The organism is Streptomyces sp. NPDC048506 (assembly GCF_040651315.1).
GTDB lineage: Bacteria > Actinomycetota > Actinomycetes > Streptomycetales > Streptomycetaceae > Streptomyces.
Window position 1 is genome coordinate 20,985 of record NZ_JBEZIX010000064.1, and the last position, 26,298, is coordinate 47,282.

The window sequence follows — 26,298 nt, forward strand, 5'->3', positions numbered from 1 at the left end:
CGCTGCCCTACTCTCCGTCCGCGGCGGCGTCGGCGCCCTTGATGTGCCGGGCCGGGTTGATCTGCTCGTCCTCGATCATCGAGGCGACCCACAGGAAGTCCTGAGTGCCCTCGTGCTTGACCATGCCGGGCGACACCCCGAGTCGGAACCCGCCGGGCAGGGGTGTGCCCTCGGGCGTGTACGGGAGGAAGTCGCGCGGGCTCGGCCCGTGGGAGAGGTAGACCGCGCAGTCCGACAGCACCGCGACGGGGAACCGTCCGACGGCGGCGAGCCTGGTCATCTTGCGGTGCATGTTGGTGCGGGCCTTGCCGCCGGGCAGCTTGGCGTCGAAGTCGGGGGCGTGGACATGGGTGGCCGGCCCGATGCCGACGGTGAGGCGGTTGGCGGCCGCGGCGAACGCCATGTTCACGTCGATGCCGACCCCGTAGGCGTAGCCCTGGGCGCACTCCTCGTCGGTGAGCGGCCGGAACCAGTCGTACGCCTCCTCGTCGAGGACCTGGTCCGGGGTGCGCTCGTGGTGGCGTGGACAGCTCGCGGCGACCACCGGATGCTCGTTCGGCGCCTCGGGCGGTGCCGGGTCGACCGGCGCGGTCAGGGAACCCGGGTTCGGTCCGGCCACCCACGCACCGGTTGCCTCGTCCTTGACCGGCCGGGTCGGCGGGCGCAGTGCCGTCATCAACTCCAGCCCGCAGACGGCCGTCGAGCCGCGCGGAGTGATGACCCGGGTCGCGTACGAGCCGAGCACCCGGGCGAGTTCGGCCGGCGGCAGCTGGTCGGTGTCCCCCCAGGAACGTGCGTCGAGCGCGCCCCAGGGCAGGATCGCGAGCTGGACGCACTGGCGCCGGCCGCCCTCCGCCGGGCGGTAGACGCGCGGCCAGGGACCGAAGCCGCGCCGGGTCAGCTGCCACTTCGCACGCGTCAGCTGTTTGACGACCTTGTGGTCCGCGGGCAGCCGCAGTCCGCGCCGATCCTCCAACACGCCCGGCAGGCCGAGGCGTTCGGCCGCCGGAGCGGTGAGGACGACGAGCGGGTCGGCGTCCTTGCCGTGCCGATGGAGCCGGGGTGCGCCGAGCTTCGCCTCGTTCAGTGCCCAGTCGACCAGCGCGGGGAGGGTCTTGGCCGGGCAGTCGAGGATCAGGCCGTCGACGCAGTACGCGGACCCGTCCGCGTCGAGGACGGCCAGCGGGCCGTGCGCGAAGCGCGGGTCGGCGGAGGGCGGCGGGGCGGCCGGGGCGGGGGACGGGGTGCGGGCGGCGCGAGGGGGCTGCCGGTTCGTTCGCCCCGCCGCCCTGCTCGACGCGTCGGGGGCGGTCTGCGCCACGGGACGGCGGTGGCCCGTCGGCGCCGCGGAGCCGGTGCTCGCGGGCAGGGACGGTTCCTCGGCAGGGGCGGGCACGGTGGGTGCGGGGGTTGTGGGTGCGGGGGCGGGCCGCGGCGCAGGGTCTGTGCCGGTCCCGATCTCCGAATCGCACACTGGACCTCCCACGAAACACACGTCGGATCGCACTTCCGGCGCGGGGCGTTGCGACCACGAGTCGACCTCCCGACGTCGGATCGGTGAATTTTGCGGCGGCCTCTCGTCAGGCACCGCCCCGCCGTAGGACCATGGCTCGCTCGCCGCATCTCGTCGCGCCGCTCGCCCCGTCCCTCGTTCCGTACGCCGTGCCCTCGGGAGGACCCGGACCATGAGCAGACCGATCGTCGTACGCGCCCGCCTCGCCCCGCTGCTCACCGCCCTGCTTGTCGGACTCTCGCTCATCGCCTCGCCCTGGCCGCTCGCCCACGCCACGGACCGGCCGGCCGCATCGGCCGCGTCGGACGCCGCGTACTGGACCCCCCAGCGGATGGCGGCCGCCGAACCGGTCGCCGTCGACCGGCGTGCGCGGTCTCCACGGCCGGCGGCGGACCCGGTTCCGCCGAGCCACCCGTTCGACGGTCTGCCCCAAGTGGGGACGTTCTTCTGGACGGACGGCAGCAACACCGGCCGCTTCTGCGGCGGAACCGTGGTGCGCAGCCCGTACCGCAACCTGGTGGTCACCGCCGCACACTGCCTGCGCTCCCCCGACCCCAAGCGCCACCTGTCGTTCGTACCGCAGTACCACGACGGGCAGAAGCCGCACGGGATCTATCCGGTCGACGCCATCTATCTCGACCAGCGGTACTACGACCTCGGCACGGGTGCGGGCGCCCGCTGGGACTTCGCGGTCGTGCGGCTCGCGGCGCGCGAGGACGGGGCCGATGTACAGGACGTGACCGGCGGCTTCGACCTCGTCCCCTACCCGGGCTACGACCACGGCACCGTGCGGCTCATCGGCTATCCGGGAAACAGCGACACCACCCACCCCAAGCCGCTGGACTGCACCTCGTCCACGCACCGGTACCGCAGCACCGACCCGGCCGCGCCCGGCGACTTCCTGGAGATCGCCTGCGCGGGCTACATCGGAGGTACGTCGGGCGGGCCGTTCCTGGTACGGGACTTCACCGGTTACGCCCTGATCGGCGTGATCGGCGGCTACCACACCGGTGGCGACTTCCCGGACGTCTCCTACAGCTCGTACTTCACGCTCGACACGCTGGCGCTGTATGTGCACGCCGTCCGCGGCGACACCCCTGCCGGGCCGGGTCGGGGGACCACGTCGGGGTGAACCCTGAAGGCCGCCGCCTGAGTCGCTTCGGTCTCTTTCCTCGTCACGATTCGGTCCCCCGTTGGATGATCACGCAGTTCTCCGTGCCCCTAAAATTGGGGGCGTGATCGATTCCACCGATGTCCGCCGTATCGCCCTCTCCCTGCCGGAAACGGTGGAGAAGATCGCCTGGGACATGCCCACGTTCCGGGTCGCCGGGAAGATGTTCATCACGATCCCCGACGACGAGACGTCATTCGCCGTGCGGTGCCCCATTCATGAGCGCCAGGAGTTGATCGCGGCGGAACCGAGGAAATTCTGGGTGCCGCCGCACGAGGCCGGTTCGGCATGGGTGCGGGTCCGGATCGCCGAGCTGGAGGACCTGGACGAGCTGCGGGACATCCTGGTGGACTCCTGGAAGCAAGCTGCTCCGCCGCGGCTGTCGGACGTCTTCCCCACGACGGACTGAGGGCCCAACCGGCCTACGACGTGGGGGAACCGTCAGGCGTGACGGCGGCGCAGATCGCTCCAGTCCAGAGCCTGGGACGCCTTGAGCTGCGAACGCTCGGCGACCTCGCGGACCTCGGCGAGGACGTCACCGTGCTTCTCGACGAGTTCCTCATAGATCGGCGTGCGGCTCGATGACGGTGTGGTGGTGTTCATCTCAGTGTTCCCATTCCCGTGTGTGCTGACGGTGCGGCTCAGTAGGTCTCGCCGCCCCGGGAAGAAGGGAGCACCACCACTTCAGTTGTGAGCTGAACTCTTGGTGCGCAAAGGGAGGTTGTCCCCTACATATGCGCCGCTCCCCCGTACGGCGCGGACATCCTGTCATGCCCCCAGCGAGCACGCAAAGATCAACCAGGGCCTGAGATGGCGTCCTGAGGGCGTTGGATCCCGTTGATGACCGAACGCACGTTTTGGCTGTGGTGGATCACACCCGGCGGCCGGCGCGCACCTGCCAGACTCGGCCGGTGAGATCCCCCACCGCATCGGAGGCCACCTCGTGGGCGAGGTCGTGTACATCAGGTTCCAGGGCACCACGCGCAGCCCGCGGGGCCACTTCCCCGGTGTCTTCGCCCTCGCCAACGGCCTGGCACGGGACGGCAGGCTGAGCGACGAGCAGTACCGGTTCTGGCGGGCCAACAACGACTGGTACGACGCCACCTACACCAACCCGTCCGACGTCGACCCCACGGTCTACGACCGCGCCCTGCATCCGGGCGCCGTGGCGTGGTTCAAGTCCACCGCCGTCCATCTGATCGAGCGGGTGGCGGGCTATCTCGACCTCCTCACCGAGCACGGGGTGCCCTGCGTGCGGATCGAGTCCACCGACCCGGGACGGATCGTCTACGAGGACGAGAACCAGGTCGTGGTGGTGCCGTGGGAGCCCGGCGACGGGCCCTGAGGGATGCCTCCTGAACCGCGGTCGGTGATCGGCGGCCCGGGTGCGCCGGGCCACCGCCGCTGTTCGAGGCGGCCGCCGCCCGCGCCGCCGGGCGGTGCGGGCGGCGCGGCGGCCGTGACGTCAGTGCGCGATGCCGTCGATCAGTTCCCGCGCCCCCTGCCGCAGCAGGGCGACCGCCACCGAGGTGCCGAGCGTCTCCGGAGTGAGCGGTCCGGCCCATTCGTGGGCGTTGAGGACCGTCTTGCCGTCCGGGGTGAACACACAGGCGCGCAGGGAGAGTTCACCGCGCCGGTCGGTCTTGGCGTAGCCGGCGATCGGACTGTTGCAGTGGCCCTGGAGGACGTGCAGCAACATCCGCTCCGCAGTGGTCTCCTGGTACGTCCTGGCATGGCCGAGGCCGCTGACGGCGTCGATGGTGTCCGTGTCGTCCTCGCGGCACTGGAGGGCCAGCACACCGGCCCCGATGGGCGGGCACATCTCCTCCACGGAGAGGACCTGGGTGATCACGTCCGTCCGGCCGATGCGTTCGAGGCCGGACACCGCGAGCAGCAGGGCGTCCGCCTCGCCGGCCGCGAGCTTCTCCATGCGCCGGTTGGCGTTGCCGCGCATCGGTACGCACTGGAGATGCGGGTGGGAGGCGGCGAGCTGGGCGATCCGGCGGACCGACGAGGTGCCGATCTGGGTGCCTGCGGGGAGCTCGTCGAGGGTGAGCCCGCCCGGGTGGATCAGCGCGTCGCGCACGTCATCGCGCTCCAGGAAGGCGGCGAAGGTCGTGCCGGCCGGCAACGGGCGGTCACCGGGGATGTCCTTGACGCAGTGCACCGCGAGGTCCGCCGCACCGGCCAGGAGGGCGGCGTCGACCTCCTTGGTGAACGCCCCCTTCCCCTCGACCTGGGAGAGCGCCCCCATCCAGCGGTCGCCGGTCGTCTTGACCGGAATGACCTCGGTGGCGATGCCGGGGTGGAGCGCACGGAGTTCGGCGCGGACGCGCTCCACCTGGGCCAGGGCCATCGGCGAGTCGCGGGAGACGATACGGATGAGTTCGGGGGCGGACATGGGGCCACGATAGACCGTCAGTTCCGCCCCCCGGACACCAGCGGGTCCGGCGCCTCCGCCGTGTCCCCGCCCGCCCGGTGGCCCCGGCGCCGGCCGCGTCCCTCGCCCCTCGTCCGCGGTACGGTCCTCGCATGTCCCATCCCACCGATTCCCACCCCACCGATGCCGTACACCCGCCGTCACCCGTCACCGCGGACGACCTCGACCGCGCCGTGCAGCTCGCCGTGGGCGTACTGCGCCGGGCTCCCGAGGCGGCGTGGGAGCGCAACGCCGGTTCGCTGGAGTGGGATTGCTGGGAGACCGTCGAGCACCTCAGCGACGACCTCTTCGCCTACGCGGTTCAACTGGGGCCCGGGAAACCGCCGTTGGACGGCAACGTGCCCTTCGTCTGGGAGAGCCGGCGGGCCGGGGGGCCCGCGAATGCGGTGCACGCCGACCGTGCGGCGGGGCCGACCGGACTGCTTCAGGTGCTGGAGGCGAGCGGCGCGCTGCTGGTCGCGATGGTGCGTACGACGCCTCCGCGGGTCCGCGCCCACCATGTGTTCGGCGTGTCGGACGCCGAGGGTTTCGCGGCGATGGGGGTCGTGGAGACGCTGGTGCACCTGCACGACCTGGCGGAGGGGCTGGGGCTCGACTGGGACCCGCCGGCCGAGTTGTGCGCGCGGGTGCTCGCCCGGCTGTTCCCCGACGCGCCGGAGGCCGGCGACCCGTGGCACACGCTGCTGTGGGCCACCGGGCGGGCCGCCCTACCGGGACACCCCCGACTCACCGGCTGGCGCTGGGACGCGACCGTCCGCCGCTGAGGCCACGCCGCTCGTCCCTGCCGAGCGCGGCAGAACCATGCCCAGGCCGGTGGGGAACCGTCCTGGGCATGGCCCGGATGTGCCGGTGGGGAGTATGGGTCGGCCCGCGGGTGCGGACCGGACCCGGATCAGGCACGTTTGAACGAGGCGAGGTGGGCGAACACCACCACGTTGTCGACGTAGTCCTTGACCGTCCGGTCGTAGGCACCGCCACAGGTGATGATGCGCAGCTGCGCGTCCGGCGTATCGGCGTAGACCCGGTCGCTGGGGAACCGCGCCTTGTTGAAGGTCTCGACGGAGTCGACCTTGAAGGTCGCGACCGTACCGTCTTCACGGCGGATGTTGATGGTGCTGCCGGGCTTGAGCGATTCGAGCTGTAGGAACACCGCGGCGCCGGTCTTGGTGTCGACATGGCCGGCGATGATCGCCGCGCCGCGCTCGCCCGGAGTGACCCCGTCCTTGTACCAGCCGACGAGGTTTCGGTCCCCCGCCGGCGGAGGGTTGAGCTGGCCGGTCGGGCCGATGGTCAGCTCGGTGAACGGGGCGTCGACGGCGATCACGGGGATCGTCAGCCGCTTCGGTACCGAGCGGGGCATCTCCAGGCCGGGGGCGGCCCGGGTGGCCGCCTTGGTACTCGGGGAGGCGGCGACGGCCGGGTGGGACTCCAGCTTGGGGTCCGCCGAGGTGTCCACGGAGTTGTAGACGAGGAGGGAACCCAGCAGGAACGCTCCCGCGGCCCACAACAGGCCGCGGCCGACGGGACGGGACGCGGGGACGGTCCGGGACGGGTTCGTGTTCGGCTGGGGCGGCGACTGCTGGGCGGTCATGTTCGGGTGCCTTTCATCGACGGGACGGCGGCGAGGCGTGGTGGCTGCGGTACGTCATCGCCGCGGCCACCGTCCACGAGGAACGGTGGCCGCGAACGGCACAGCGGCCTCCGTACGGGGCAGCCTTGTCAGGCCGTCGCCGAGCCCGAGGCGTTGCGACGGCGCAGCATGTAGGCACCGGCGCCGAGACCACCGAGCATCAGCACCGAGCCGGCCGCCAGACCGCCGTTGGTCGCCATGCCACCGCCACCGGTGTGGATGCCACCGTGCGGCCGGCGGTGGTCGCCACCGCCATAGCGACCACCGTCGCCGCCACCGCCGTAGCGACCACCGTCACCGCCACCGCCGTAGCGACCACCGTCACCGCCACCGCCGTAGCGACCACCGTCACCGCCGCCGCCGTAGCGACCGCCGTCACGACCACCATCGCGACCGTGGTCCCGGCCGTGGTCACGCCCGTGGTCACGCCCGTGGTCCCGGCCGTGGTCCCGGCCGTGGTCCCGGCCACCGCCGCGGCCGTGGTCATCGCCGTAGCCGCCGTCGTCCCAGTCACCGACCACTACCTTGGCCATGGCGCCGCCACCGGTGTGGACGCCACCGCTCGGCCGGTGGCAACCGCCCCAGCCGCGGCCACCGTCACGACCGTTACCGCGGCCGCCGTCACGACCGCCATCGCGGCCACCGTAGCCGCCGTTGTCGCGGCCACCGTCACGCCCGTTACCGCGGCCGCCGTCACGACCACCGTCGCGACCGCCGTAGCCGCCATTGTCGCGGCCACCGCGGCCACCGTCGCGACCGCCGTAGCCGCCACCGTTGCCGTAGCCGCCACCGCCCCGGCCGTAGTCACCGCAGCGGTCCCGGCCGTTGCCCCGGCCGTTGTCACGCCCGTTGCCCCGGCCGTTGTCACGCCCGTTGCCCCGGCCGTTGTCACGCCCGTTGTCACGTCCGTTGCCTCGGCCGTTGTCACGGCCGTTGTCACGGCCACCGTCCCGGCCACCGTCCCGGCCGTGATCGTGGTCGCTGTTGGAGGCACCACTGTTCGAGGCGATGTCCTCCATGATCATGGCGTTAGCGGCAGGTGCTGAGATTGCGAGGGCCGCTGTGATTGCGGCCGAAGCGAACAAGGTGCGAGCAGTGCGCATGGGGACATGTTCCTTTCGGCGCGACTGCGAAGGCTGACTCTTTGTCGGCACATCGGATCGCAGTAGCGACGTGATCACCGTCAGCCGGATCGCGGTCGCGCACCACCGGAGAACGTCGCATTCGAGGTACCCCCTGGGCTCTTCGAGTGGCCCTAGGCATCGAATTCACCCGTTGGATGGCGCGCGTCGTCGGCGTGTCGCGCGATGAGTGGGCTAAGGGGCTCCGGAGGCGGTCCACGGCGGGTCGATGCATGCGGAATCCCGGGCGTGTCGCGGCGCCGTCCGCGACACGCCGGAGGGGCCCGGGTACGGCCCCGAGGCATGGTGCCTCCGCCCTCGCTCGCACCGTGCCGGCCGCACCGTGCCGGCCACAGCGGTCCGTTTGCAGCGCCGCTCCGGCGACTGCCGCCGCTGCGGCACGCCCTCCGCCGCGCTCCCCATGCGCTGCCCAACTCCCCTACGGAAGCGCGGTCTTCGCCGACGGAACGGGAGCCGGCCGCCAATCACTCTCAACCGGCCGCGTGCGGCTCAGCATTCGGCGGAGACCCCGGCGCGTGCGGTCAACCGGACAGCAATGAAGCCGTGTTGAGTCGGTGAGGCCCCTCGGAGGCAGCTGCGCGTGGCGTCGGGGCGCGTGCGGCCGCCGGACCGGCGCGGCGCTCCGTCGGCGGCCCGTCAGCCGCCCCGTGGGCGGCCCCGTCACCCGGATCGGGGAATCCGTTCGGCCGACGGGCGGAGCCGGGTGGCGGGGGCGCGGCCCACGGGGCATGAGCGCCGGGACGCCGTGTGGTTCAGCCGGCGCCGTACCCGAGCGCCTTTTCGACGATCGCCTCCAGCCGGGCGTGGTGTGCGCCACGCCAGTAGACCCGGCCGCACGCGGTGCACTGGGCGAAGACGTCGTAGGTCCGCTGAGTGCCGTGTTCGAGCTGTTCCCGGACCGAGTCCTTGTCGGCGTCCGCCAGCCGGCCGTTGCACGCCGTGCAGCGGGTCCAGGGCGCGAGCGCGGGGGCGAAGCGCTCCAGTACGTCCCGGAGTTGGTCGTCGGGCCGGTCGCTGTAGACGAAGGCGCCCGCCCAGATCTCCCGGCGGCGCAGCAGTCCGCGGTCCCGGGAGAGCAGTACGCGTCGCTCCTGCGCGGAGAGCGTGGCCAGCGCCGCGTCGCCGGGGTCCTCGTTGGTGTACGCGGCGTCGACGCCGAGCAGCCGGAGCCTGCGGGCCAGCGTGCCGAGGTGGACGTCGAGCAGGAACCGCAGCGGCGCACCGGGCACCCGCTGCGGTCGTTCGACGCCGTGGACCTCGATGCTCTCGCCGGCGGCGGGGACGTGGGAGACGGCGACCTCATGGCCGTCCACGACGAGCCTGCCGACCTCGGTGAGCGGGACACCCAGCGACTCCACGACATGGCCGAGGGTCGATGAACCGTCGGTCACCACCGGCGTGCGGGCGGTGCCGTGCTGTGCCGCGACGAAAGAGTGCAGCTCAGGGGCGAAGCTGAAGTAGGTCCGAGGTCCGTTCACGCCGCTCAGCATGGCACCGTGCGGGTGCCGCCAGCCAGTGGATTCCTGCCGACCGGGACGGGTCCTGCCCCGACGCCGGCTACATACGGACCGTAGCGGTCGGCCCGCCGGATTGTGCAGAGTGGAGCAGGACCCGCCGTCCCGCCGCCCCTAGCCTCGCTGCCAGCGCATCACCAACATCATCGAGGAGGGGCGGTACCGGTGAACTGGCTCATCCATGACTACCGCGAGAACGATCTCGCCGAGGTGGTCCACCTGATCGATTCCACGGCCGAGCTGGGGCAGGAGTCCGTCTTCTCGCTGGCCGAGTGCATCAGTGCGCTGACCTCCCGGCAGCCCGCCGTGGTGGCCGTGCACCAGGGCGTGCCCATCGGGGCGGCGCTCGCGTGCGTGGCGGGTGAGCGGGGCTGGGTGATGCGGATCGCGATCTCGTCGGCCTGGCGCGGGCGGGGGCTGGCCAGTGCGCTGCTGGTGGAGCTGGAGCGCCGGCTGATCGCGGCCCGGGTGAGCCGTATCGCGTATGTGCTGCCCGAGGAGGACCTGCTCGGGGAGGGCCTGCTCAACGCGGGCTACACGCGGCAGCCCGCCGTGGCCTACTTCGAGAAGGTCGAGCCGCACCACGGGCCCTCGGCGACTCTCCTGGAGGACCTCGGCGGGCGGTTCCTGCCTACCGACCTGTGGGCCAAGGTGGCCGGGATGGCCGCCGAGAAGGACCTCATCGAGCGGCGGGTCGTGCTGCCGCTGGCGGAGCCGGAGCGGGCCGCCCGGCACGGGGTCCGGCCGCCGCGGGCGATCGCCCTGTTCGGCCCGCCGGGGACCGGGAAGACCACCTTCGCCCGGGCCGTCGCCGCCCGGCTCGGCTGGCCGTTCGTCGAGCTGCTGCCGTCCCGACTGGCCGACGAGGGGAACCTCGCCGCGGCGCTGCGCAGCGCGTTCGCACGGATCGCGGAGCTGGAGCGGGTGCTGGTCTTCATCGACGAGGTGGAGGAGATCGCGCCGGTCCGCAACGAGCCGGCGCAGCCGGGCGGACTGCACGGGGTGACCAACGAGCTGCTGAAGCTGATACCGGGCTTCCGCGAGCGGGACGAGCGGCTGCTGGTGTGCGCGACCAATTCGATCCGCTCACTGGACCCGGCGTTCCTGCGACCGGGCCGGTTCGACTACCTGATCCCGATCGGTACGCCGGACCCGGCGGCCCGCTCGGCGATCTGGTCCCGCTACACGGACGGCCGGGCCGACGTGGACGTGGCGGCCCTGGTCGCGGCGAGCGAGCTGTTCACGCCGGCCGACATCGAACATGCCGCCCGGGTCGCGGCCCAGGCCTCGTTCGAGCGGGACCTGGAGGCGGTCGGCGTCGGCGCGGGCCTGCACGGGCGGCTCGGGGCGAGCACAGAGGACTACCTCGCCGCGATCGCGCAGTGCCGGCCGACCGTCACCCCGGCCATGATCGACGAGTTCGACGCGGACATCACCGCCCACGCACGCTGCTGACGCCCCGCCCCCGGCCCCGGAGTGGCCCGTCGGCCGGCGGGCAGTTCCGACGACGGAAGGAGGAGCGGCGCACTGCGGGCGGAGGACACGGCCCGGTGCAGCTCCTCCGCTCGGCCGATGCCGGAGCCGAGGTCCACTACGTAGCGTGTTGTGAGGAGCCGGGCGATGGCTGTCGACGGGAAGCGAGAGGGCGGGCAACGCATGCGGGAGATTGTCGATCTGAGTGCCTACGGTGCGGATTTCACCGCGGACCCCTACAAGTACTACGCCAAGCTGCGAGCCCAGGGGCCGGTGCACCGTGTGCTCGTCCCCCATGGACCGGAGGCCTGGCTGGTGGTCGGCCATGATGCGACGCGGGCCGCGCTCACCGATCCCCGCCTCAGCAAGAACTGGCGCAGCGCCGCTGCGCTGAGCGACGGGAGCGATGAGACGGCGCTCTTCACCAACATGCTGGACGCGGACCCGCCCGAGCACACCCGGCTGCGGAAGCTGGTGGCGAAGGAGTTCACGCCCCGCAGGGTGGAGGCGCTGCGGCCACGGGTGCAGCAGATCACCGACGAGCTGCTCGATGCGATGCTCGCCGCCCCCGACCGGCGCGCCGACCTGGTGGAGTCGCTCGCCTTCCCGTTGCCGATGACCGTCATCTGCGAACTGATCGGCGTTCCGGCCATCGACCGGCAGGCCTTCCGCGGCTGGTCGAACGAGCTGGTCGCGCCGACCAGCGAGGAGGCGGCACAGCGGGCGACGGTGGAGATGGCGGAGTACCTCACCGACCTGATCGAGGCCAGTCGCGCGCAGCCCACCGACGGCCTGCTCAGCGCGTTGATCCGGACCAGCGATGAGGACGGCGACCAGCTCTCCCGTGAGGAGCTGATCGGCACGGCGTTCCTGCTGTTGGTCGCCGGGCACGAGACCACGGTCGGCCTGCTGTCCAACGGGGTGCGCGCGCTGCTGCAACACCCGGCCCAACTGGCGGCTCTACGGGCCGACTTGAGCCTCCTGGACAACGCCGTGGAGGAGATGCTGCGCTACGACGGCCCGGTGTCGACGGCCACCTGGCGGTTCGCCGCGGCGCCGGTCGAGCTCGGCGGCACGCTGATCCCGGCGGGCGAGCCCGTACTGATCGCCCTCGCCTCGGCCTCCCGGGACCCCGAACGGTTCGCCTCCGCGGACGACTTCGACATCACCCGCGACGCCCGCGGTCACGCCGCCTTCGGCCACGGCATCCACTTCTGCCTGGGCGCCCCGCTGGCCCGGCTTGAGGCGCGCATCGCCATCCCGTCCCTGCTGGAGCGCTGCCCGGACCTGGCTCTGGACATCGCCCCCGAGGCCTTGGTGTGGCGCACCGGCATGCTCATGCGGGGGACGGAGCAGCTGCCGGTGCGCTGGTAGGGCACGGCTCGTCGGCCGGACGGCGGGTCGCCCCCGCCCGGCCGACGCACCTTCCGGATCAGCAGCTCAGGTTGTCCCCCGGCGTGGTACCCAGGAACTGCACGAAGCTCTGGTAGCTGTTGATCCGGCTCTGCACCTGGTCGGGGTTGCCGCCGTTGCATTCCAGGGAGCCGTTGATGCTGCGGATGGTCTCGCCGAAGCCCGCTCCGGTGACCATGGCGTGGTGCGGTGTCATGGTGCCCGGGCCGGTCTGGGTGTTCCAGTACCAGAGCGCGGTCTTCCAGGCGACGGCGGCGTCCTGCTCCACCAGATAGGGGTTGTGCAGCAGGTCGATCCCCAAGGCGTCACCCGCGGCCTTGTAGTTGAAGTTCCAGCTGAGCTGGATCGGCCCGCGTCCGTAGTAGGCGGCCTGACCGGCCGGGCATCCGTACGGCTGGGTGGCGTCGCAGTAGTGGGGGTAGTTCCCGGTGTTCTGCTCCACCACGTAGACCAGACCGCCGGTCTCATGGCTCACGTTCGCCAGGAAGGCCGCGGCCTCCTGGCGCTTGACGGTGTCGCTCCCGGTGTTCGCGAACTCCGGGTAGGCGCTGAGCGCCGCGGTCAGCCCGCTGTAGGTGTAGAACGGATTCCGGTTCGGGAACATCTGGTCGAACTGCGCCTCGCTGACGACGAATCCCTCGGCCCGGGTGCCGGCCCCGGACGGAGTCGTACAGGACGCACAGCCCGCCGTGGCCGCCGCGGGCGGTGCCGGCACGACGAGGGCGAGGCCCACGGCCATGGTGGTGGCGCTCAGCAGCGCGGCAAGACGAGAGCTCATTGCGGTGACTCCTTCGCGCGGCCGGGCTCCCGCGGGCAGGGCGGAGCGGACCGCTGTGGGGGGGGAAGTGCCGTACCGGGCGTACTCGTTGACATGCGATCGGGCAGGAGGAACTGCCGCGACCACAGATCGGATGCGGTCTAGACCAACGCCACCCTACGGGCGGTCACTTGACCATGTCCATACCAATGCACCCACCGCCGGACGGACGTCGCGCCCTGGAACGTCGGCCCCGTATGGACGACGGGGTGCGCGCGACGACGACGCCCGGCGGCGGGCAGTCCGCCCAGACACCGATATCCCGTGGTGACGGCGGCACCGGTGTGCGAAAGTGACGCGATGAGGCAAACGATCGGGCTGCTCGGCGGCATGAGCTGGGAGTCCACCGCGGAGTACTACCGGCTGCTCAACGAACTGACGCGGGAACGCCTGGGCGGCCTGCACTCGGCGCGGTGCGTGCTCTACTCAGTGGACTTCGCCGAGATCGAGCGGCTCCAGGTCGAAGGGCGCTGGGAGCAGGCGGCCGAGGTGCTCGCCGAGGCGGCCAAGGCGCTGGAGGCGGCCGGTGCGGACATGCTGTTGATCTGCACCAACACCATGCACAAGGTCGCCGACCAGGTGTCCGCCGCCGTCGGCATCCCGCTGCTGCACCTCGCCGACACCACGGCGGAAGCCGTCCGCGCGAAGGGCCTCCGCCGCATCGGCCTGCTCGGCACCGCCTTCACCATGGAGCAGGACTTCTACCGCGGCCGCCTGGAGAGCCACGGCCTGGACGTGCTCGTCCCGGATGCCGCCGGGCGGAGCACGGTCCATGAGGTGATCTACGAGGAGCTGTGCCGCGGCATCGTCCGCGAGGAGTCCCGCGCGGCCTTCACCGCCGTCATCGACGACCTGGTCGCCGCGGGGGCCGAGGGCGTCGTGTTGGGCTGCACCGAGATCGAGTTGCTGATCGGAGCCGAGCACAGTCCGGTGCCGGTCTTCCCGACCACGCAGCTGCACGCCGAGGCGGCCGTCAGTCGCGCTCTCGGCCACCCCGAGTAGGCCGGAAGTCCCCCACCAACTCTCCGATTTCCACGTACTTTTGGGCGGTGCCGAGGTTTGAACCGGCGACGGGTACGCTGACGTGGTGTCGCGTAGCGAGTTGGAACGACTGGCCAGGATCCGGATACAGGTCACCGGGGAGACGCTCGAACGCGCCATGGCCGTGCTCGCCGGACACCACACCGCTCCCGAGCCGGAGCCCGAAGCCGATCCGGAGTCGCCGTCCGGGCCCCGTGCCGAGGCCGGCGAACGGGGTGGCCCCGGCACGGCCGCCGCGTCCGATGAGGACAGCACCGACGAGGACGGTGCCACGCCCCCTGACGTGCGCCGACCTCCCCACCGGCGGCGCCACCTCCGCGGCCTCTGACCGCGCGCCATCACCGCCCGCGCCATCACCGCCCGCGCCCCGCCGTTCCTCGCCCCGCCCGTCCCCACCCGTCCCCGCGCCGTCTCCGTGCCACCACCCCGACCGGCGCCGTCGCGACCTACGCCACCCGCGACGGCGTCAGCGCAGGGCGACCACACTTCAACAGCACGTAACCGTCGTCGGGCGAGCCGCTCCGCCGCGCGAGGGGGCACTGCCCGGCTCCGGCAGGGGGCTCACGGGGTGAGCGGCCGCGCCAGCAGCGGCGTGCGGAGCACCTGGTGTCCGCCGCTCGCCAGCATGCGGACCTCGCCCCGATCGCTGATCTCCGCCCGCACGATCCCCGACTCGTCCTCGTAGACCGGATACCCGCCCGCTCCCGAGCGCTCGGTGCGGTGGACGATCACCACGTCGTCCTCCACGGCGGGAGCCTGAAATACCAGCTCATAGTGTTCCGGGTAATCCATCGGGGCCTCCCGATACGGCTCGGCAGGTGCTCCCGGCGCCGCTCCCCCACTGCCGCTGCACGAGCGCCGCTGCACCTCGGCACTTCCATGGTCGCCCACCCACGCACGGCACGCCTCAGGAGGGCGGGAGACCGGCCGTATCCCGCCAGAAGGGGCCCGCCGAGCCGCTCGGCGGATGGCCGGCCGCCTGCCCCCGGCCACTGTGGCCGGCACGGCAGGACTGTGCCCCGCTCCCGTGCGCTGTCACAGGAGCGGGGCGGTCCGAGAAGCGCCAGCAGCTCGGATAGTTACCGAACCACCGTAGAGGCCACCACTGACAACGGCGGCCGGGAGGAGACCTCGAGGGAGACCTCGGAGAAGGCGTCGGAGGAGACGACAGTCGGGCTCGGGGGCGTATCGGGGCCGGATGCTCACCGAGGGCGGCGGGGCGCACGCGGAACGTGTGGGGATGGACACATACCGACACCTCGGCGAGAACGGGCAACCGATGGTCCGCGCTGGTCAGGGAGTTGAGGAGGCATCGGAGCAACGGCCGGACCGCGCAGCGGCGGTCCGGCTGCGGACGTTCGCGGGGAGGCATTGTCAGTGGCTGCCTCTAGCATGGTTCCCATGTCCCCAACTCCTTCTGCCCATACGGGCATGCCCTGCGCTGCCTCCGACGCCAACGAATCGATCCGGCGGTTTGTGCGCGCCCGGCGCGGCCTGGCATGGACCGCGCAGGACATGACGGAGTATGCGGCGCTGCTGGAGATATGGTCGTTGGCGGTGCGCAACGAGGTCTCGGAGGTCGTGGAGGCGGCGTAGTCGGCCGGTGTGCCGCGCGGCGCTCTTCAGCGGCGTCCGTCCGCTTCAGGAGCGGCCACGGCACGATCAGGACGGCGGTGTTCGTCCTCCGGTGGCTCCCCTCCGAGCCGCCGGGGGGCGTCGGACGGGTCTGCGTGGCCGGCCGAGCCCGTCGGGGGCCCTCTCGGGTCCGGTGTCGACCAGGTCACGGACAAGGGCGTGGTCCGGGGACAGCCGGCAGGCCGGGTCGGTGGCGGCGGCGTCGCCGATGAGCGCGAAGGCCTGGCAGCGACAGCCGCCGAAGTCCTTCTCCCGCAGGTCACAGCTGCGGCAGGGGTCGCGCATCCAGGTCGTGCCCCGATAGCGGGTGAAGGCGGGTGAGTGGTTCCAGATCCACGCCAGTCGGTGGTCGCGGACGTTGGGTGGGTCGAGGCCGGTGATCGAGGCGGCCGCCGGGCAGGGCAGGGTCGTTCCGTCGGGGGCGACGGTCAGGGAGACCGCACCCCAACCTCCCATACAGGGCTTGGCGTTGCCGTCGAAGTAGTCGGGGACCACCCAGACCAGGTCGAGCGTACCGGTGAGCTCCGCCCGCCTGCCCCGCACGGTCTGCTCCGCGCGGTCGAGCTGCTCGCGGGAGGGCAGCAGTTCGGCACGGTTGCGCAACGCCCAGCCGTAGAACTGGGTGTTGGCGAGTTCGATGCGGTCCGCGCGCCAGGCCACCGCCAGGTCGATCAGTGCGTCCAGCGCGTCGAGGTTGTGGCGGTGCAGGACGACGTTGACGCCGAGCGGCAAGCCGGCGGCCCGGACCAGGGCCGCGGCCCGTTCCTTGTCGGCGAAGGAGCGACGCCCGGCGATCCGGTCGGAGGCGACCGCGTCGGCGTGCTGCACGGAGAGCTGCACACTGCGCAGTCCGGCGTCGACCAGCCGGCCGAGCCGCGCCCGGCTCAGGCCGACGCCGCTGGTGACGAGCTGGGTGTGGATCCCGACGTCGTCGGCGGCCGCCACGATCGCGTCCAGGTCGGAGCGGAGCAGCGGTTCACCGCCGGACAGGTGCGCGCTCACCACGCCCAGTTCGGCGGCCTGGCACAGCACGTCCTGCCATTCACCCGTCGTCAACTCAGCTGATTTCGAGGAGAGTTGGATCGGATTGGAGCAGTAAGGACAGTGCAGCGGACAGCCGTGGGTGAGCTCGGCGAGCAGGGCCCAGGGCGGCTCCGGCTGCGCCCGCCGCGGGGCAGGATCGTCGTTCATCGCAGCCACCCCTCCGCCCGCATCCGACCGAGGAACTCCGGCACCTCGACCGCCACCGGCGCACCCGGATGCGAGCGGCCCAATACGGACACGATGTCCGACACCTCGCGCTCCCCGTCGCACAGCCGCAGGACTGCGCCGGCGCTCCCCTCCAGCACCACCACACGTTCGGGGAGAAGCAGCAGATCGGTGTCCCGCACCCGGTCGTGGCGCAGTTGTACGGCGGGCGCGAGCGCCGGCCGCCAGCCGGTCACGGCCGCCCCTCCCCGCGCTCGACCGCGTCCAGCAGCGACCAGAGCACCTGGCACTTGAACGTCAGCGCGTCGACCGCCAGCTCCTGCTCGGCCGCCGTCCGCGCCCAGTCCAGCACGAGTGCCAGGGCCTCCTTGCCGTCCCGCCGACCCTGGCTCTGCCGGCCCCGGAAGTAGCCGAGCCCCTCGCGCTCGATCCATGGGTAGTGCTTCTCGAAGGCGTCGATCCGGGAGCGCATGATGTCCGGGGCGGACAGCTCGGTGAGCGAGGCCGCGACCGCCTCCAGCGGCGAGCGCAGCCGGCAGAAGTTGACGTAGCCGTCGACGGCGAGCCGTACGCCGGGCAGCACACCGGTCTCGTCCCTCAGCAGCGACCGCTCCAGTCCGGCCGCCTCACCCAGCCGCAGCCAGCGCTCGATGCCACCTTCCCCCTCCTGCTGCCCGTCGTGGTCCTGGATCCTCCGCAGCCACATCCGGCGCAGTTCCGGGGTACGCAGCTTCGCCACGATCAGGGCGTCCTTGACCGGGATGTGGCGCTGGTAGTGGAACCGGTTGCGGATCCACCGCCGGAGCTCATCCGTCGTCAGCTCCCCTTTGTGCATACGGATGTTGAAGGGGTGACGGTCGTGGTACTCATTGCGCGCCACGGCCCGCAGGCGCTCCTCGAACGGCGTGCTCATAGGGCGATCTCCATGCCTTCCGCGGCCACTGCGAGCCCCAGCGCCGCCAGCTCCTGGTGCTGGGGCGCGGTGGGGTCGACGAGCGGATTGGAGTTGTTGAGGTGGGTGTAGAAGCAGCGGGCGGCGAGCGGGGCCAGCCGGCGGGCGGTGCCGCCCGGTCCGTCGATCGGCAGGTGCCCCATGCCGGTCGCGGTGCGGGTGGCGAAGCCGCTGCGGCGCGGTTCCTCGTCGTCCCAGAAGGTGCCGTCGAGCAGCACGACGTCCGCGTCGGCCAGCGCCTCCTGGAACGCGTCCGGCCAGGCGGCGAGCGCGGGGGCGTAGAGCGCCGTACCTCCGGTGTGCCGGTCGTGCAGCCGGAGCGCGACCACCCACGGTTCGGCCGCGGCACGGGGCGAGGCCGCGCTTCCCGGGCCGGCGGAAGGGGTCCCGGCGGCGTACCGGGGCCGTTTGGCGGAGACCGGAAGGGCGCTGACCTCGACGTCGGATCCGTCGCTCAGCGGTACGGGGACGCAGCCCAACTCCCGCCACACCAGGTCGGCGTACGGGGTCAGGATCGCGTCGAGGCGGGCCCGCTCGCAGAGCGCCGCACGGACCGGCCCGGTGCCGAGCACCTCGATCCGGTCGGCCTCGCGGAGCCGTGCGATGCCGAGCGTGTGGTCGAGTTCGGCATCGGTGAGCACGATTCCGGCCACGGGGGTGCGGCGCGTGCCGGGGCCCGGGTGCAGGGCGGGGGTCCGCTCGATCTGGTCGGCGATGTCGGGGGTGGCGTTGATCAGGTACCAGTGGTCGTCGTCGGCTCGTACGGCGAGCGAGGCGTGGCGGCGGTGCCGGTCGGGGTGGGCGCGTGCCCCGGCGCATCCGGAGCACGCACAGTTCCACTGGGGCACTCCGCCACCCGCCGCGGTGCCGAGCACCTGTAGCAGCACGGCGGCGCGGTCAGCGGGCGTTCAGCGCATAGGCGGTGACTTCGAGTGCGGTCTCGACGACCGTGTAGCCCGGCGTCCGCCAGGCCGCGGGCTGCACGGGCGGGGCGGCGGCGGGCCGGCGGGCGCCCGTTCCCTCCGACACCCCGCCGCTCCGGGCGCTCTGCTTGCTCTGCTTGCTCTGCTTGCTCTGCTCGTTGACGGCATTCGTACGGGGATTCATGCCGATTCCAGCCTTTCTTCGAGGTGAAGGGCACGGGAGTGTGGGGTGGGGAGGGAACGTCGGATACGGCGTGGAACATCGAGGCACACCCGCACCACGGCCCTTGCTCACCACTGCGGAGGGAACGGAATGTCGGCCCGATCGCCAACGGCACCAGGGGGCGCCGGCCGTTGACGGCTCGTTGACCGCGTCGTGTGGAGTTGCCCTGTGTCGCTTTGCAGAATCCTCAGCCGCGTGGTCACGGTCAAGGGCAGAACGAAAAATTGGTCCGACCTATGGACACGTCACACAGTCTTCCGGAAACCCCGGCACCCACGTCCCCCCTGCTCACCACGGATGCCGGCACCCCAACCCCCGCCCACAAAGAACCCCTCACCCCAACTCCCCCACCCCACAAGGGAGATACCTCCAATCCCCTCCCCTTGACCCCCACCCCACCGCGCAGTAATTTCCGGAGGCCCGAACAAACAGGAAACTTTCCTATCAGCCTGGCGCCGCTGATGCTCGCCCCCCGAGGGAACGCCCCGTCGCACCTTCCTGACCGGAGGACCCCCCATGCGCATGCGCAGCAGATCCGCGCGCCACACCACCCTCGGCGCCCTCGCCGCCTCCGCCCTCACCGCCGGACTCCTCGCCACAACCGCCACAGCCGGCGCCGCCGCCCGCACCACCAGCCCCGCCTCCGAACCCGGCGCCCCCAGGACCATCTCCTCGGGCTGGTCGATCCCTTGGGGCCTGAGCTGGCTTCCCGACGGCTCCGCGCTGCTCACCGAACGCGACTCGTTCACCGTCTACACACTCACCCAGGACGGCACGAAGAAACAGATCGGCAAGGTCCCCCACGTCGTCACGACGGGCGGCGAGGGCGGACTGCTCAGCATCGCCGTCTCACCGCACTGGCGGACCGACCACTACGTCTACGTGATGCACACCGCCGCCGAAGGCAACCGCATCGCCCGCATGACGTTCGACGGCAGCACGCTCAGCGCCTACAAGGTCCTGGTCGACGGCATCAAGAAGAACAAGTACCACAACGGCGGCCGCATCAAATTCGGCCCCGACGGCTACCTCTACGCCACCACGGGCGACGCCCAAACCCCCGACCTGGCCCAGGACACCTCGTCCCTCAACGGCAAGATCCTGCGGATGACCCCCGACGGCGAACCGGCACCCGGCAACCCGTTCGGCTCACTCCTCTACTCCTACGGCCACCGCAACCCGCAGGGCCTCACCTGGGACGCCCAAGGGCGCCTGTGGGAAGGCGAGTTGGGAAACAGCAAGTACGACGAGCTGAACCTCATCGAGCCCGGCAAGAACTACGGCTGGCCGATCTGCGAGGGCTCCTGCGCCACCGCCGGCATGACCAACCCCAAACGTCAGTGGCCGGTCGAGGAGGCCTCCCCCAGCGCGGTCGCCTACGCCGACGGGGCGATCTACATGGCCGCGCTGCGCGGCGAACGCCTGTGGCGCATCCCGGTCGACGGCACGAACACGGGCACCCCCAAGGCGTACTACACCAACGACTACGGCCGCCTGCGCACCGTCGAGTCCGTCCCCGGAACGAAGTCCCTATGGCTGACCACGACCAACGCGGACAACAGCGGAGACGGCGGTCCGGGCTCGGACAAGGTGTTCCGGATCGATCTGCGTTGACTTCCACTCCCCTCCCTCAAGGGAGGGGATTCCTAAAGGGAAGGGATTCCTACCCCGGTGCCTCCCACCGTTCCCGCCCGGCCGTGTGCCGACCGACGCCGGTTGCGCGGCGACCGGCACACGGCCGGGCACCACCACGTCCGATATCCGCCAGCCCCAGACCTCCTCGCGCCGTCAGAATCCCTGCAAGGCCCCTGCCCGGGACCGCACCACCAGCAGCGAGCACGACCGAGGACGCCCCATGACTTCCCCGCTCCTCCCCCACGACGAAGCGTCCGCATACGGCGCCCTGCCCGCCCCCGCCCCGCACACCGACACCGAACTCGCCTCCCTGATCGACCTGTTGACCATTCCCCGCACCCGCATCGGCACAGTGGTCATCGGCCACAGCCGGGACGCGGCCTCGCGCTCCGCCGCCGCGGCCTTCGCGGAGGCCTGGCAGGACGTCGGTCGTACGGTCCTCGCCATGATCGACTGGCCGGAGGTCGCCGCCTCCTGGCTGCGAGCCGCCCACCGCTTCACCGCCGACGAGCCCGACGCCTGGGTGGTGGCCGCCGCCCCGCTCGGCTGGGTCCAGATGAGCCGCCGGCTGCGCCACAGCACCGGCTGGGACCCGTCCCGCAGCTACGGCTTCGCTCCGCTCGGCGACTCCCGACTACCGGCCCTGGCCGGCCCGACCACGCTGCACGGCATGCGCGGCGCCACGGCCGACGGCGGCACCTGGACGATCAACGGCAGCTGGATCACCCGGCGCCCGAGCCCGGCCCCGTCGGCGGGCACCGCGTCCCATGGCACGCTGCATGGCACGCTGGAGGAGAAGAGGTGAGGGCGACCACACGGAAGCTGTGCGACTTCACGGAAGCACTGCGACCGCACGAAGAAGAGGTGCGACCGCACATAAGAAGCGCGACTGGACAAAGAAGCAGGTAGGAGCAGATGAGCACGCCACTCCCCGGCTTCGAGGACGTCACAGGCCGCATGGCACCCGGCCGGTCCCCCGGCCCCCATGCCGGCCCCGGCAACCAGCCCCCCGGCAGCGACGCAGGCGCCGTCCGCAGGGAGCTCGCCCCGGGCGCCGTCCACGTCCCCGGCTGGCTGTCCCCGCAGCAGCAGCGCGCACTGGTCACCGCCTGCCGTGGCTGGGCGCGCAGGCCGGCCCCGATCCGGCACACCAAGCTCCCGCGCGGCGGGGTGATGTCGGTCCAGACGGTGTGCATCGGCTGGCACTGGCAGCCCTACGCATACACCCGCACCGCCGACGACGTGAACGGCGCCCGGGTCGCCGCGTTCCCCCACTGGATGGTCGAGTTGGGCCGCCGCGCTCTGGTCGACGCGTATCAGGACCCGGCCGCGGGCGACGACTACACACCGGACACCGCACTGATCAACTTCTACGACGCCCAGGCGAAGCTCGGCATGCACCAGGACAAGGAAGAGCGCTCCAGCGCCCCCGTGGTATCCCTCAGCATCGGCGACACCTGCGTCTTCCGCTTCGGCAACACCGAGACCCGCACCAAGCCGTACACCGACGTCGAACTCGCCTCCGGCGACCTGTTCGTCTTCGGCGGCCCGTCCCGCTTCGCCTACCACGGCGTGCCCAAGGTCCACCCCGGCACCGGCGACCCGGCCACCGGCCTGTCCGCCGGCCGCCTCAACATCACGATGCGCGTCACCGGCCTCGACGGCTGAGGGCTGCCCCGTTAACTACCTGTGCTGTGCTGTGCGACCTGCTGGTTCAATCACCTGGCCAGGCACAGGTCGTGCAGACGGGCGATGCCGAGGACGGCATGGTGAACACCGTCGCCCTTCGGGCGGCAGTCGCGGAGGATCTTCCAGGTCTTCATCCGCGCGAAGGCGTGCTCAACGCGGGCGCGGACCTGGCGGCGGGCGGCGTTGTACACCTCTTTCCAGGCCGGAAGTTCGGCCTGAACAGGCCCGCAGCGGTGCGGAACGACCAGACCCGTGCCACGGTACCCACCGTCGGACCGTCGGCATTCACCGTGGCACTGCCGACCACGTCCTTCGGGCCGAACAGCTCCCACGCCCTGCCGTCGTTCCGGTTGCCGGGCACCGCCCGGCTGACAGCGACGACCAGCCGGGTATCGGCGTCGATGACGCCCTGGGGTTGGTGGCGTACCGGTAGTTCTTCGACTGCTCGGCGACTTGCATGATTCGCGGGTCGGCACTGGGGTTCCGTCCGAGTGCGCTTCCCTCGGCGGATCCGAAATCCCTTTGCCGGACTTCCTGGTGCGGCTCAAGTGTGAGGTCATGCTTGGATTCATCAGGACCGCCAACGAGGCCCTCGTCTCCTGTCTGAGCGACCCGCAGCGCGCAGTGGCGGCTTACCACGAACTGCTGCGGCGTGGCGAAGGCGCGGTGGGCGCCCTCCGCATCGGCCTGCACCACAAGAATCCGGCAGTCCGCGAAGGCTGCTGCCGCCTCCTCGACCACCTGGTCGACCCCGATTCCATGGACGACCTCATCGCCATGGCCGACGACCCCGACGCCCGGGTCAGGATCTCGGCCTTCCACGCCCTGGCCTGCGACCGGTGCAAGGGCGACACCTGTGCGCCGGGTCCGGACCGGGTCCTCCAGCCCGCGCTGCAACATCTGGCCTCCGACCCCGACCCGCACGTCCGGAGCACGGCCGCCGAACTCGTCGGCAAGTTCGCCCACACCGATGCCCGCGCCATTGCCGCCCTGCGAGCGTCGCACACCCAGGATCCAAGCCCGGCCGTCCGAAAGAAGGCGGGCTGGTTCACGCCCGGCGGGACCATCTACCAACGAACCGCCCCACGCAGCCCCAGGTAACGGGACAGCCCTTGGCTAGGCCGGGGAGCAGGCCCGGCGCGCCGACTCTGCCTGGGGAGCAGGCCTGGCCCACCGACACTGGCCGGGCACTACCCGACGCCCACCGACACTGCCCGGTCACTGCCCGATGCCCGCCGACACTGCCCGGGCACTGCCCGATGCCCGCCGACACTGCCCGGCGCCGGCCCGCACTGGCCGGCAGCTCCCCCATCACACCCTTCCCCGCGCATCTCCCACCACCACGGCCGCCCCGAGGCACACTGGACGCATGTGCCGCAGCATCAAGACGCTCCGCCCGCCCACCACCCCCGACGTCACCGACGAGGAGGTCCGGGCCGCAGCCTTGCAGTACGTCCGCAAGGTCTCCGGATTCCGCGCTCCAGCCGCGCACAACCGGGAGGTCTTCGACCACGCCGTGGCAGCAGTGGCCGCCGCGACCCAGGAACTCCTCGACAGCCTGCAAATCCGCGGCTCCTCACCCCACCGCCGAGCCGACTCCTGACCCCTCCCTCTCCTTCCCTCCCCCTCCCCCTCCCCCTCCTTCTCACCTCACCTCGTACACCCTCACCAGTCCACCAGGGCCTGTACCGGAAGGTGATCGCTCGGAAACTGCCCGTGCGCGGAGTACGTATTGATCTTCGCGCGCCGCGTACGGACCCCCGGCGACGTGAGGATCCAGTCGATCCGATCACCGTCCCGCACCAGCGGCCGGTACCCGTGGAAGGTGGCGTACTGCACGCTGCGCTCCTCTGCCACGTCCCAGCTGTCGACGAGCGCTCCGCCATCGAGCATCGCCTCGTACACGGGATTCCCGTGCGCCGCGACATTGAAGTCACCGGTGACGATCCGGGCCAGCGCAGGGTCCAGTCCGTGCAGTCGTTCGGTGATCAGAGCGGCCGACCGCTCCCGCGCATACTGATGCGCATGGTCGAGGTGCGTATTGAGCGCATAGAACTCGTGCCCCGTCCGCAGGTCCCGGAAGCGCACCCACGTCACCATCCGGATGACGGTGTTTCCCCAACTGGTCGACCCGATCAGATACGGCATGTCAGACAGCCAGAAATGGTCGTACTCGACCGGAGCGAGCCGCCGCACATCGTAGAAGATCGCCGCGAACTCGTCCTTGCTCCCGCCTCCCCGCCCCGTCCCTACCCAGTCGTAATGCGACCCGAGATCCTCCGCGATATCGCGCAACTGGCCGTACAACCCCTCCTGGGTCCCGAGCAGCTGCGGGGCCTCGCGGCGCAGCAGCGCCCGCATCACGGGGCGTCGCTCGGCCCAGGAGTGCGGTCGGGCGTCCGAGGCGTACCGCAGATTGAAGGTCATCACCCGCAGCGCCGGTCCACTCTCCGCGGCGTGCGCGGCCCCCGACCCGTGCGTCAGCGACAGCACCGACCCGGCCACCGCCGCGGCGGCCACCGCCCGGAACGTGAACCGTCGGCTGAGCGGCCCGCTCACCGACCGCGAGGACGACAAGCCGGAAGACGCGCCGCAGGACGAGCCGGAGGACGAGCACGACGCCAAGGCACCCGCCCCCGCCGCACCACCCGCCGGCTCACCCCCCACTCCATCCCCCGCTCCACCAGCCGACCCACCAGCCACGCCTCTGGGCGATTCCTCCACCGCCGGAGCGAACACAGTCACGGCAACTCCCGTCATCCGGCCCTCAGCGGAGCAGCCGGTCACTCACCATCCCTCACGGACAGAACAACCGCTGCACCAGAGTCTCGAACGCCGCGGTGAGCCGGAAGTAGCCCACACCCAAACCGACTTGAAACGCTGCGTCGGCCGACCCCGCAACCGCCCCCTCCGCCTTTCGGCCCCGCCCTCCCCGCCTCGCCCCGCCCCTTCCACTTCCCTCCTCCTACCAATCGCAGTCCCTCCTACCGATCGCCGGCCGGCCCCTGCCAGTCCGCGTGACGGATGCGCGAGATCTCCCGCACGTCCCCGATCGTGGCCCACTCGTCCTTCCCCAGCCGCGCCAACGGCTTCAGCTTGGAGATCTCGGGGTGCCCGTCCACCAGCACGTCCTGCGAAACCACCGCATGCACCACTCGCCCGAACACGACTGTCGAATCCCCGATCCCGACAGTGGTGTGCACCTCGCACTCCAGGGCCACCGACGAGGCCGCCACCCGCAGCGGCTTGACCCGCAGGCTCGGCTCGGACTCGATGCCGGCCGCCTCGAATTCGCTCACCCCGTGGGGAAAATCGGTACCCGTGTCATTGATCTGCTCAAAGCACTCCTCCGACGCAAAATTCACCACAAACTGCCCGGTCGCCTCGACGTTGCGCAGAGTGTCCTTGCGCGTGACGGAGCTGAACTGCACCACGGGCGGCGCCACGCTGGCGATCGAAAAGAACGAGTGCGGGGCTAGGTTCGTAGAAGCACAATCAGGGCTGATCGTCGAGATCCATGCGATGGGCCGCGGCACAACCACCGCGGTCAGGAGCTTGTAGAACTCGTTGCGGGACATGTCAGCGGGATCAAAGTCAATGCGCATGGCGATCAGTATCCAGGAGGGCAGCCGCGGATCCTATAGCGGATCCACGGCACCACCAAACCCTTAGTTCGACGGAGAGTGCCCGGTATCGGGAGCCATCGAGCACCAGGAGCCGACACCGTGCGAACAGCAGCCCCCACCGTCTGGGAGGACTTCGAGGTCCCCGCCCATGCCCGATGCGATGAGGGATCGTTTGGTCTTGGCTCCGGTGGTCCAGTTGTGCCAGATGCCTGCTGCGAGGGCGAGGAGTCGTTGGCCGGTGCGGGCGAAGAC

Annotated in this window: 28 protein-coding genes and 3 pseudogenes; 15 read left to right on the forward strand and 16 right to left on the reverse strand. The window is 71.3% G+C overall.

Translation table 11 applies throughout. The features are described from left to right. Window positions 1–7 precede the first annotated feature (7 nt). The gene (locus tag AB0C96_RS36865) at window positions 8–1,321 is read right to left on the reverse strand and encodes a hypothetical protein (protein WP_362923837.1); all 1,314 of its coding nucleotides are present in this window, start codon (window positions 1,319–1,321) and stop codon (window positions 8–10) included. Between the two features lie 364 nt (window positions 1,322–1,685). On the opposite strand from AB0C96_RS36865, the gene AB0C96_RS36870 reads away from it, so the two are divergent. Then, window positions 1,686–2,645 carry a trypsin-like peptidase domain-containing protein gene (locus AB0C96_RS36870; RefSeq protein ID WP_362923838.1) on the forward strand — a complete coding sequence of 320 codons (960 nt, stop codon included), beginning with the start codon at window positions 1,686–1,688 and terminating at the stop codon, window positions 2,643–2,645. A gap of 103 nt (window positions 2,646–2,748) precedes the next feature. Then, entirely contained in the window at window positions 2,749–3,093 is a 345-nt protein-coding gene (locus tag AB0C96_RS36875) for an MmcQ/YjbR family DNA-binding protein (protein WP_362923840.1), read from the forward strand. Window positions 3,094–3,125: 32 nt separating this feature from the next. Here AB0C96_RS36875 and AB0C96_RS36880 read toward each other — a convergent pair whose 3' ends face one another. Next, window positions 3,126–3,287, reverse strand: coding sequence for a hypothetical protein (locus AB0C96_RS36880; protein ID WP_362923842.1), 162 nt, complete (start codon window positions 3,285–3,287; stop codon window positions 3,126–3,128). Window positions 3,288–3,627: 340 nt separating this feature from the next. Here AB0C96_RS36880 and AB0C96_RS36885 point away from each other — a divergent pair, with 340 nt between their 5' ends. Further along, the gene (locus AB0C96_RS36885; protein ID WP_362923844.1) at window positions 3,628–4,029 is read left to right on the forward strand and encodes a hypothetical protein; all 402 of its coding nucleotides are present in this window, start codon (window positions 3,628–3,630) and stop codon (window positions 4,027–4,029) included. A gap of 120 nt (window positions 4,030–4,149) precedes the next feature. On the opposite strand, the gene hemC is transcribed toward AB0C96_RS36885, so the two are convergent. Continuing rightward, window positions 4,150–5,085, reverse strand: a complete 936-nt coding sequence (hemC, locus tag AB0C96_RS36890; protein WP_362923846.1) for a hydroxymethylbilane synthase — start codon at window positions 5,083–5,085, stop codon at window positions 4,150–4,152. A gap of 131 nt (window positions 5,086–5,216) precedes the next feature. Between hemC and AB0C96_RS36895 the strand changes: the two genes are divergently transcribed. Beyond that, on the forward strand, window positions 5,217–5,888 hold the full coding sequence (locus AB0C96_RS36895) for a maleylpyruvate isomerase N-terminal domain-containing protein (protein WP_362923848.1): 672 nt from the start codon (window positions 5,217–5,219) through the stop codon (window positions 5,886–5,888). Between the two features lie 128 nt (window positions 5,889–6,016). On the opposite strand, the gene AB0C96_RS36900 is transcribed toward AB0C96_RS36895, so the two are convergent. Next, window positions 6,017–6,715 (reverse strand): class F sortase, encoded by a 699-nt coding sequence (locus tag AB0C96_RS36900; RefSeq protein WP_362923850.1) that lies wholly within the window; start codon window positions 6,713–6,715, stop codon window positions 6,017–6,019. A gap of 254 nt (window positions 6,716–6,969) precedes the next feature. On the opposite strand from AB0C96_RS36900, the gene AB0C96_RS36905 reads away from it, so the two are divergent. After that, a complete protein-coding gene (locus AB0C96_RS36905) occupies window positions 6,970–7,800 on the forward strand; it encodes a hypothetical protein (RefSeq protein WP_362923852.1) in 831 nt (276 codons plus the stop codon). Between the two features lie 848 nt (window positions 7,801–8,648). Here AB0C96_RS36905 and AB0C96_RS36910 read toward each other — a convergent pair. After that, window positions 8,649–9,374, reverse strand: a complete 726-nt coding sequence (locus AB0C96_RS36910) for a Mut7-C RNAse domain-containing protein (protein ID WP_362923854.1) — start codon at window positions 9,372–9,374, stop codon at window positions 8,649–8,651. Between the two features lie 201 nt (window positions 9,375–9,575). Between AB0C96_RS36910 and AB0C96_RS36915 the strand changes: the two genes are divergently transcribed. Together AB0C96_RS36915 and AB0C96_RS36920 are read left to right on the forward strand one after the other, a co-directional pair. Then, window positions 9,576–10,865, forward strand: coding sequence for a bifunctional GNAT family N-acetyltransferase/ATP-binding protein (locus AB0C96_RS36915; RefSeq protein ID WP_362923856.1), 1,290 nt, complete (start codon window positions 9,576–9,578; stop codon window positions 10,863–10,865). 165 nt (window positions 10,866–11,030) lie between these two features. Beyond that, window positions 11,031–12,257 carry a cytochrome P450 gene (locus tag AB0C96_RS36920; protein ID WP_362923858.1) on the forward strand — a complete coding sequence of 409 codons (1,227 nt, stop codon included), beginning with the start codon at window positions 11,031–11,033 and terminating at the stop codon, window positions 12,255–12,257. A 58-nt stretch (window positions 12,258–12,315) separates the two neighbouring features. Here the strand turns inward: AB0C96_RS36920 and AB0C96_RS36925 are convergent, their stop codons facing one another. Next, entirely contained in the window at window positions 12,316–13,074 is a 759-nt protein-coding gene (locus AB0C96_RS36925) for a chitinase (RefSeq protein ID WP_362923859.1), read from the reverse strand. Between the two features lie 339 nt (window positions 13,075–13,413). Between AB0C96_RS36925 and AB0C96_RS36930 the strand changes: the two genes are divergently transcribed. Together AB0C96_RS36930 and AB0C96_RS36935 are read left to right on the forward strand one after the other, a co-directional pair. Continuing rightward, window positions 13,414–14,115: an aspartate/glutamate racemase family protein gene (locus tag AB0C96_RS36930; protein WP_362923860.1), complete on the forward strand. Its 702-nt coding sequence runs from the start codon at window positions 13,414–13,416 to the stop codon at window positions 14,113–14,115. Window positions 14,116–14,200: 85 nt separating this feature from the next. Next, window positions 14,201–14,482 carry a hypothetical protein gene (locus tag AB0C96_RS36935; RefSeq protein WP_362923861.1) on the forward strand — a complete coding sequence of 94 codons (282 nt, stop codon included), beginning with the start codon at window positions 14,201–14,203 and terminating at the stop codon, window positions 14,480–14,482. A 233-nt stretch (window positions 14,483–14,715) separates the two neighbouring features. On the opposite strand, the gene AB0C96_RS36940 is transcribed toward AB0C96_RS36935, so the two are convergent. Then, window positions 14,716–14,946 carry a DUF6296 family protein gene (locus tag AB0C96_RS36940; protein ID WP_362923862.1) on the reverse strand — a complete coding sequence of 77 codons (231 nt, stop codon included), beginning with the start codon at window positions 14,944–14,946 and terminating at the stop codon, window positions 14,716–14,718. Window positions 14,947–15,555: 609 nt separating this feature from the next. On the opposite strand from AB0C96_RS36940, the gene AB0C96_RS36945 reads away from it, so the two are divergent. Beyond that, window positions 15,556–15,750: a hypothetical protein gene (locus AB0C96_RS36945; protein WP_362923863.1), complete on the forward strand. Its 195-nt coding sequence runs from the start codon at window positions 15,556–15,558 to the stop codon at window positions 15,748–15,750. A gap of 66 nt (window positions 15,751–15,816) precedes the next feature. Here the strand turns inward: AB0C96_RS36945 and pqqE are convergent, their stop codons facing one another. The 5 genes and pseudogenes from pqqE to pqqA all read right to left on the reverse strand — a co-directional run. After that, a complete protein-coding gene (gene pqqE / locus AB0C96_RS36950; RefSeq protein ID WP_362923865.1) occupies window positions 15,817–16,980 on the reverse strand; it encodes a pyrroloquinoline quinone biosynthesis protein PqqE in 1,164 nt (387 codons plus the stop codon). Next, window positions 16,977–17,234 carry a pyrroloquinoline quinone biosynthesis peptide chaperone PqqD gene (gene pqqD / locus AB0C96_RS36955; RefSeq protein WP_362923867.1) on the reverse strand — a complete coding sequence of 86 codons (258 nt, stop codon included), beginning with the start codon at window positions 17,232–17,234 and terminating at the stop codon, window positions 16,977–16,979. The genes pqqE and pqqD overlap by 4 nt, the downstream gene beginning before the upstream one ends. After that, window positions 17,231–17,911: a pyrroloquinoline-quinone synthase PqqC gene (pqqC, locus tag AB0C96_RS36960; protein ID WP_362923869.1), complete on the reverse strand. Its 681-nt coding sequence runs from the start codon at window positions 17,909–17,911 to the stop codon at window positions 17,231–17,233. Before pqqC ends, pqqD begins: the two co-directional genes overlap by 4 nt. After that, window positions 17,908–18,837, reverse strand: a complete 930-nt coding sequence (gene pqqB / locus AB0C96_RS36965) for a pyrroloquinoline quinone biosynthesis protein PqqB (protein ID WP_362923871.1) — start codon at window positions 18,835–18,837, stop codon at window positions 17,908–17,910. The genes pqqC and pqqB overlap by 4 nt, the downstream gene beginning before the upstream one ends. Window positions 18,838–18,847: 10 nt before the next feature. Next, window positions 18,848–18,922 (reverse strand): annotated as a pseudogene (gene pqqA / locus AB0C96_RS36970) (pyrroloquinoline quinone precursor peptide PqqA); the annotation flags it as partial. 696 nt (window positions 18,923–19,618) lie between these two features. On the opposite strand from pqqA, the gene AB0C96_RS36975 reads away from it, so the two are divergent. From AB0C96_RS36975 to AB0C96_RS36985, 3 genes are all read left to right on the forward strand, one after another. After that, window positions 19,619–20,710 (forward strand): PQQ-dependent sugar dehydrogenase, encoded by a 1,092-nt coding sequence (locus AB0C96_RS36975; RefSeq protein ID WP_362923873.1) that lies wholly within the window; start codon window positions 19,619–19,621, stop codon window positions 20,708–20,710. Window positions 20,711–20,951: 241 nt separating this feature from the next. After that, entirely contained in the window at window positions 20,952–21,536 is a 585-nt protein-coding gene (locus tag AB0C96_RS36980) for a hypothetical protein (protein ID WP_362923875.1), read from the forward strand. Window positions 21,537–21,646: 110 nt separating this feature from the next. Next, window positions 21,647–22,399: an alpha-ketoglutarate-dependent dioxygenase AlkB gene (locus AB0C96_RS36985; RefSeq protein WP_362923877.1), complete on the forward strand. Its 753-nt coding sequence runs from the start codon at window positions 21,647–21,649 to the stop codon at window positions 22,397–22,399. A gap of 50 nt (window positions 22,400–22,449) precedes the next feature. Here AB0C96_RS36985 and AB0C96_RS36990 read toward each other — a convergent pair. Further along, window positions 22,450–22,908 (reverse strand): annotated as a pseudogene (locus tag AB0C96_RS36990) (transposase); the annotation flags it as partial. A gap of 70 nt (window positions 22,909–22,978) precedes the next feature. Between AB0C96_RS36990 and AB0C96_RS36995 the strand changes: the two are divergent. Together AB0C96_RS36995 and AB0C96_RS37000 are read left to right on the forward strand one after the other, a co-directional pair. Then, window positions 22,979–23,521 (forward strand): HEAT repeat domain-containing protein, encoded by a 543-nt coding sequence (locus tag AB0C96_RS36995; RefSeq protein ID WP_362923879.1) that lies wholly within the window; start codon window positions 22,979–22,981, stop codon window positions 23,519–23,521. A gap of 268 nt (window positions 23,522–23,789) precedes the next feature. Then, window positions 23,790–24,023: a DUF2277 domain-containing protein gene (locus AB0C96_RS37000; RefSeq protein ID WP_362923881.1), complete on the forward strand. Its 234-nt coding sequence runs from the start codon at window positions 23,790–23,792 to the stop codon at window positions 24,021–24,023. Between the two features lie 62 nt (window positions 24,024–24,085). Here the strand turns inward: AB0C96_RS37000 and AB0C96_RS37005 are convergent, their stop codons facing one another. The 3 genes and pseudogenes from AB0C96_RS37005 to AB0C96_RS37015 form a co-directional block, all read right to left on the reverse strand. Beyond that, window positions 24,086–24,979: an endonuclease/exonuclease/phosphatase family protein gene (locus AB0C96_RS37005; RefSeq protein WP_362923882.1), complete on the reverse strand. Its 894-nt coding sequence runs from the start codon at window positions 24,977–24,979 to the stop codon at window positions 24,086–24,088. Window positions 24,980–25,404: 425 nt separating this feature from the next. After that, window positions 25,405–26,025 (reverse strand): flavin reductase family protein, encoded by a 621-nt coding sequence (locus AB0C96_RS37010; protein ID WP_362923883.1) that lies wholly within the window; start codon window positions 26,023–26,025, stop codon window positions 25,405–25,407. Between the two features lie 177 nt (window positions 26,026–26,202). Beyond that, a pseudogene (locus AB0C96_RS37015) lies at window positions 26,203–26,298 on the reverse strand (IS982 family transposase); the annotation flags it as partial.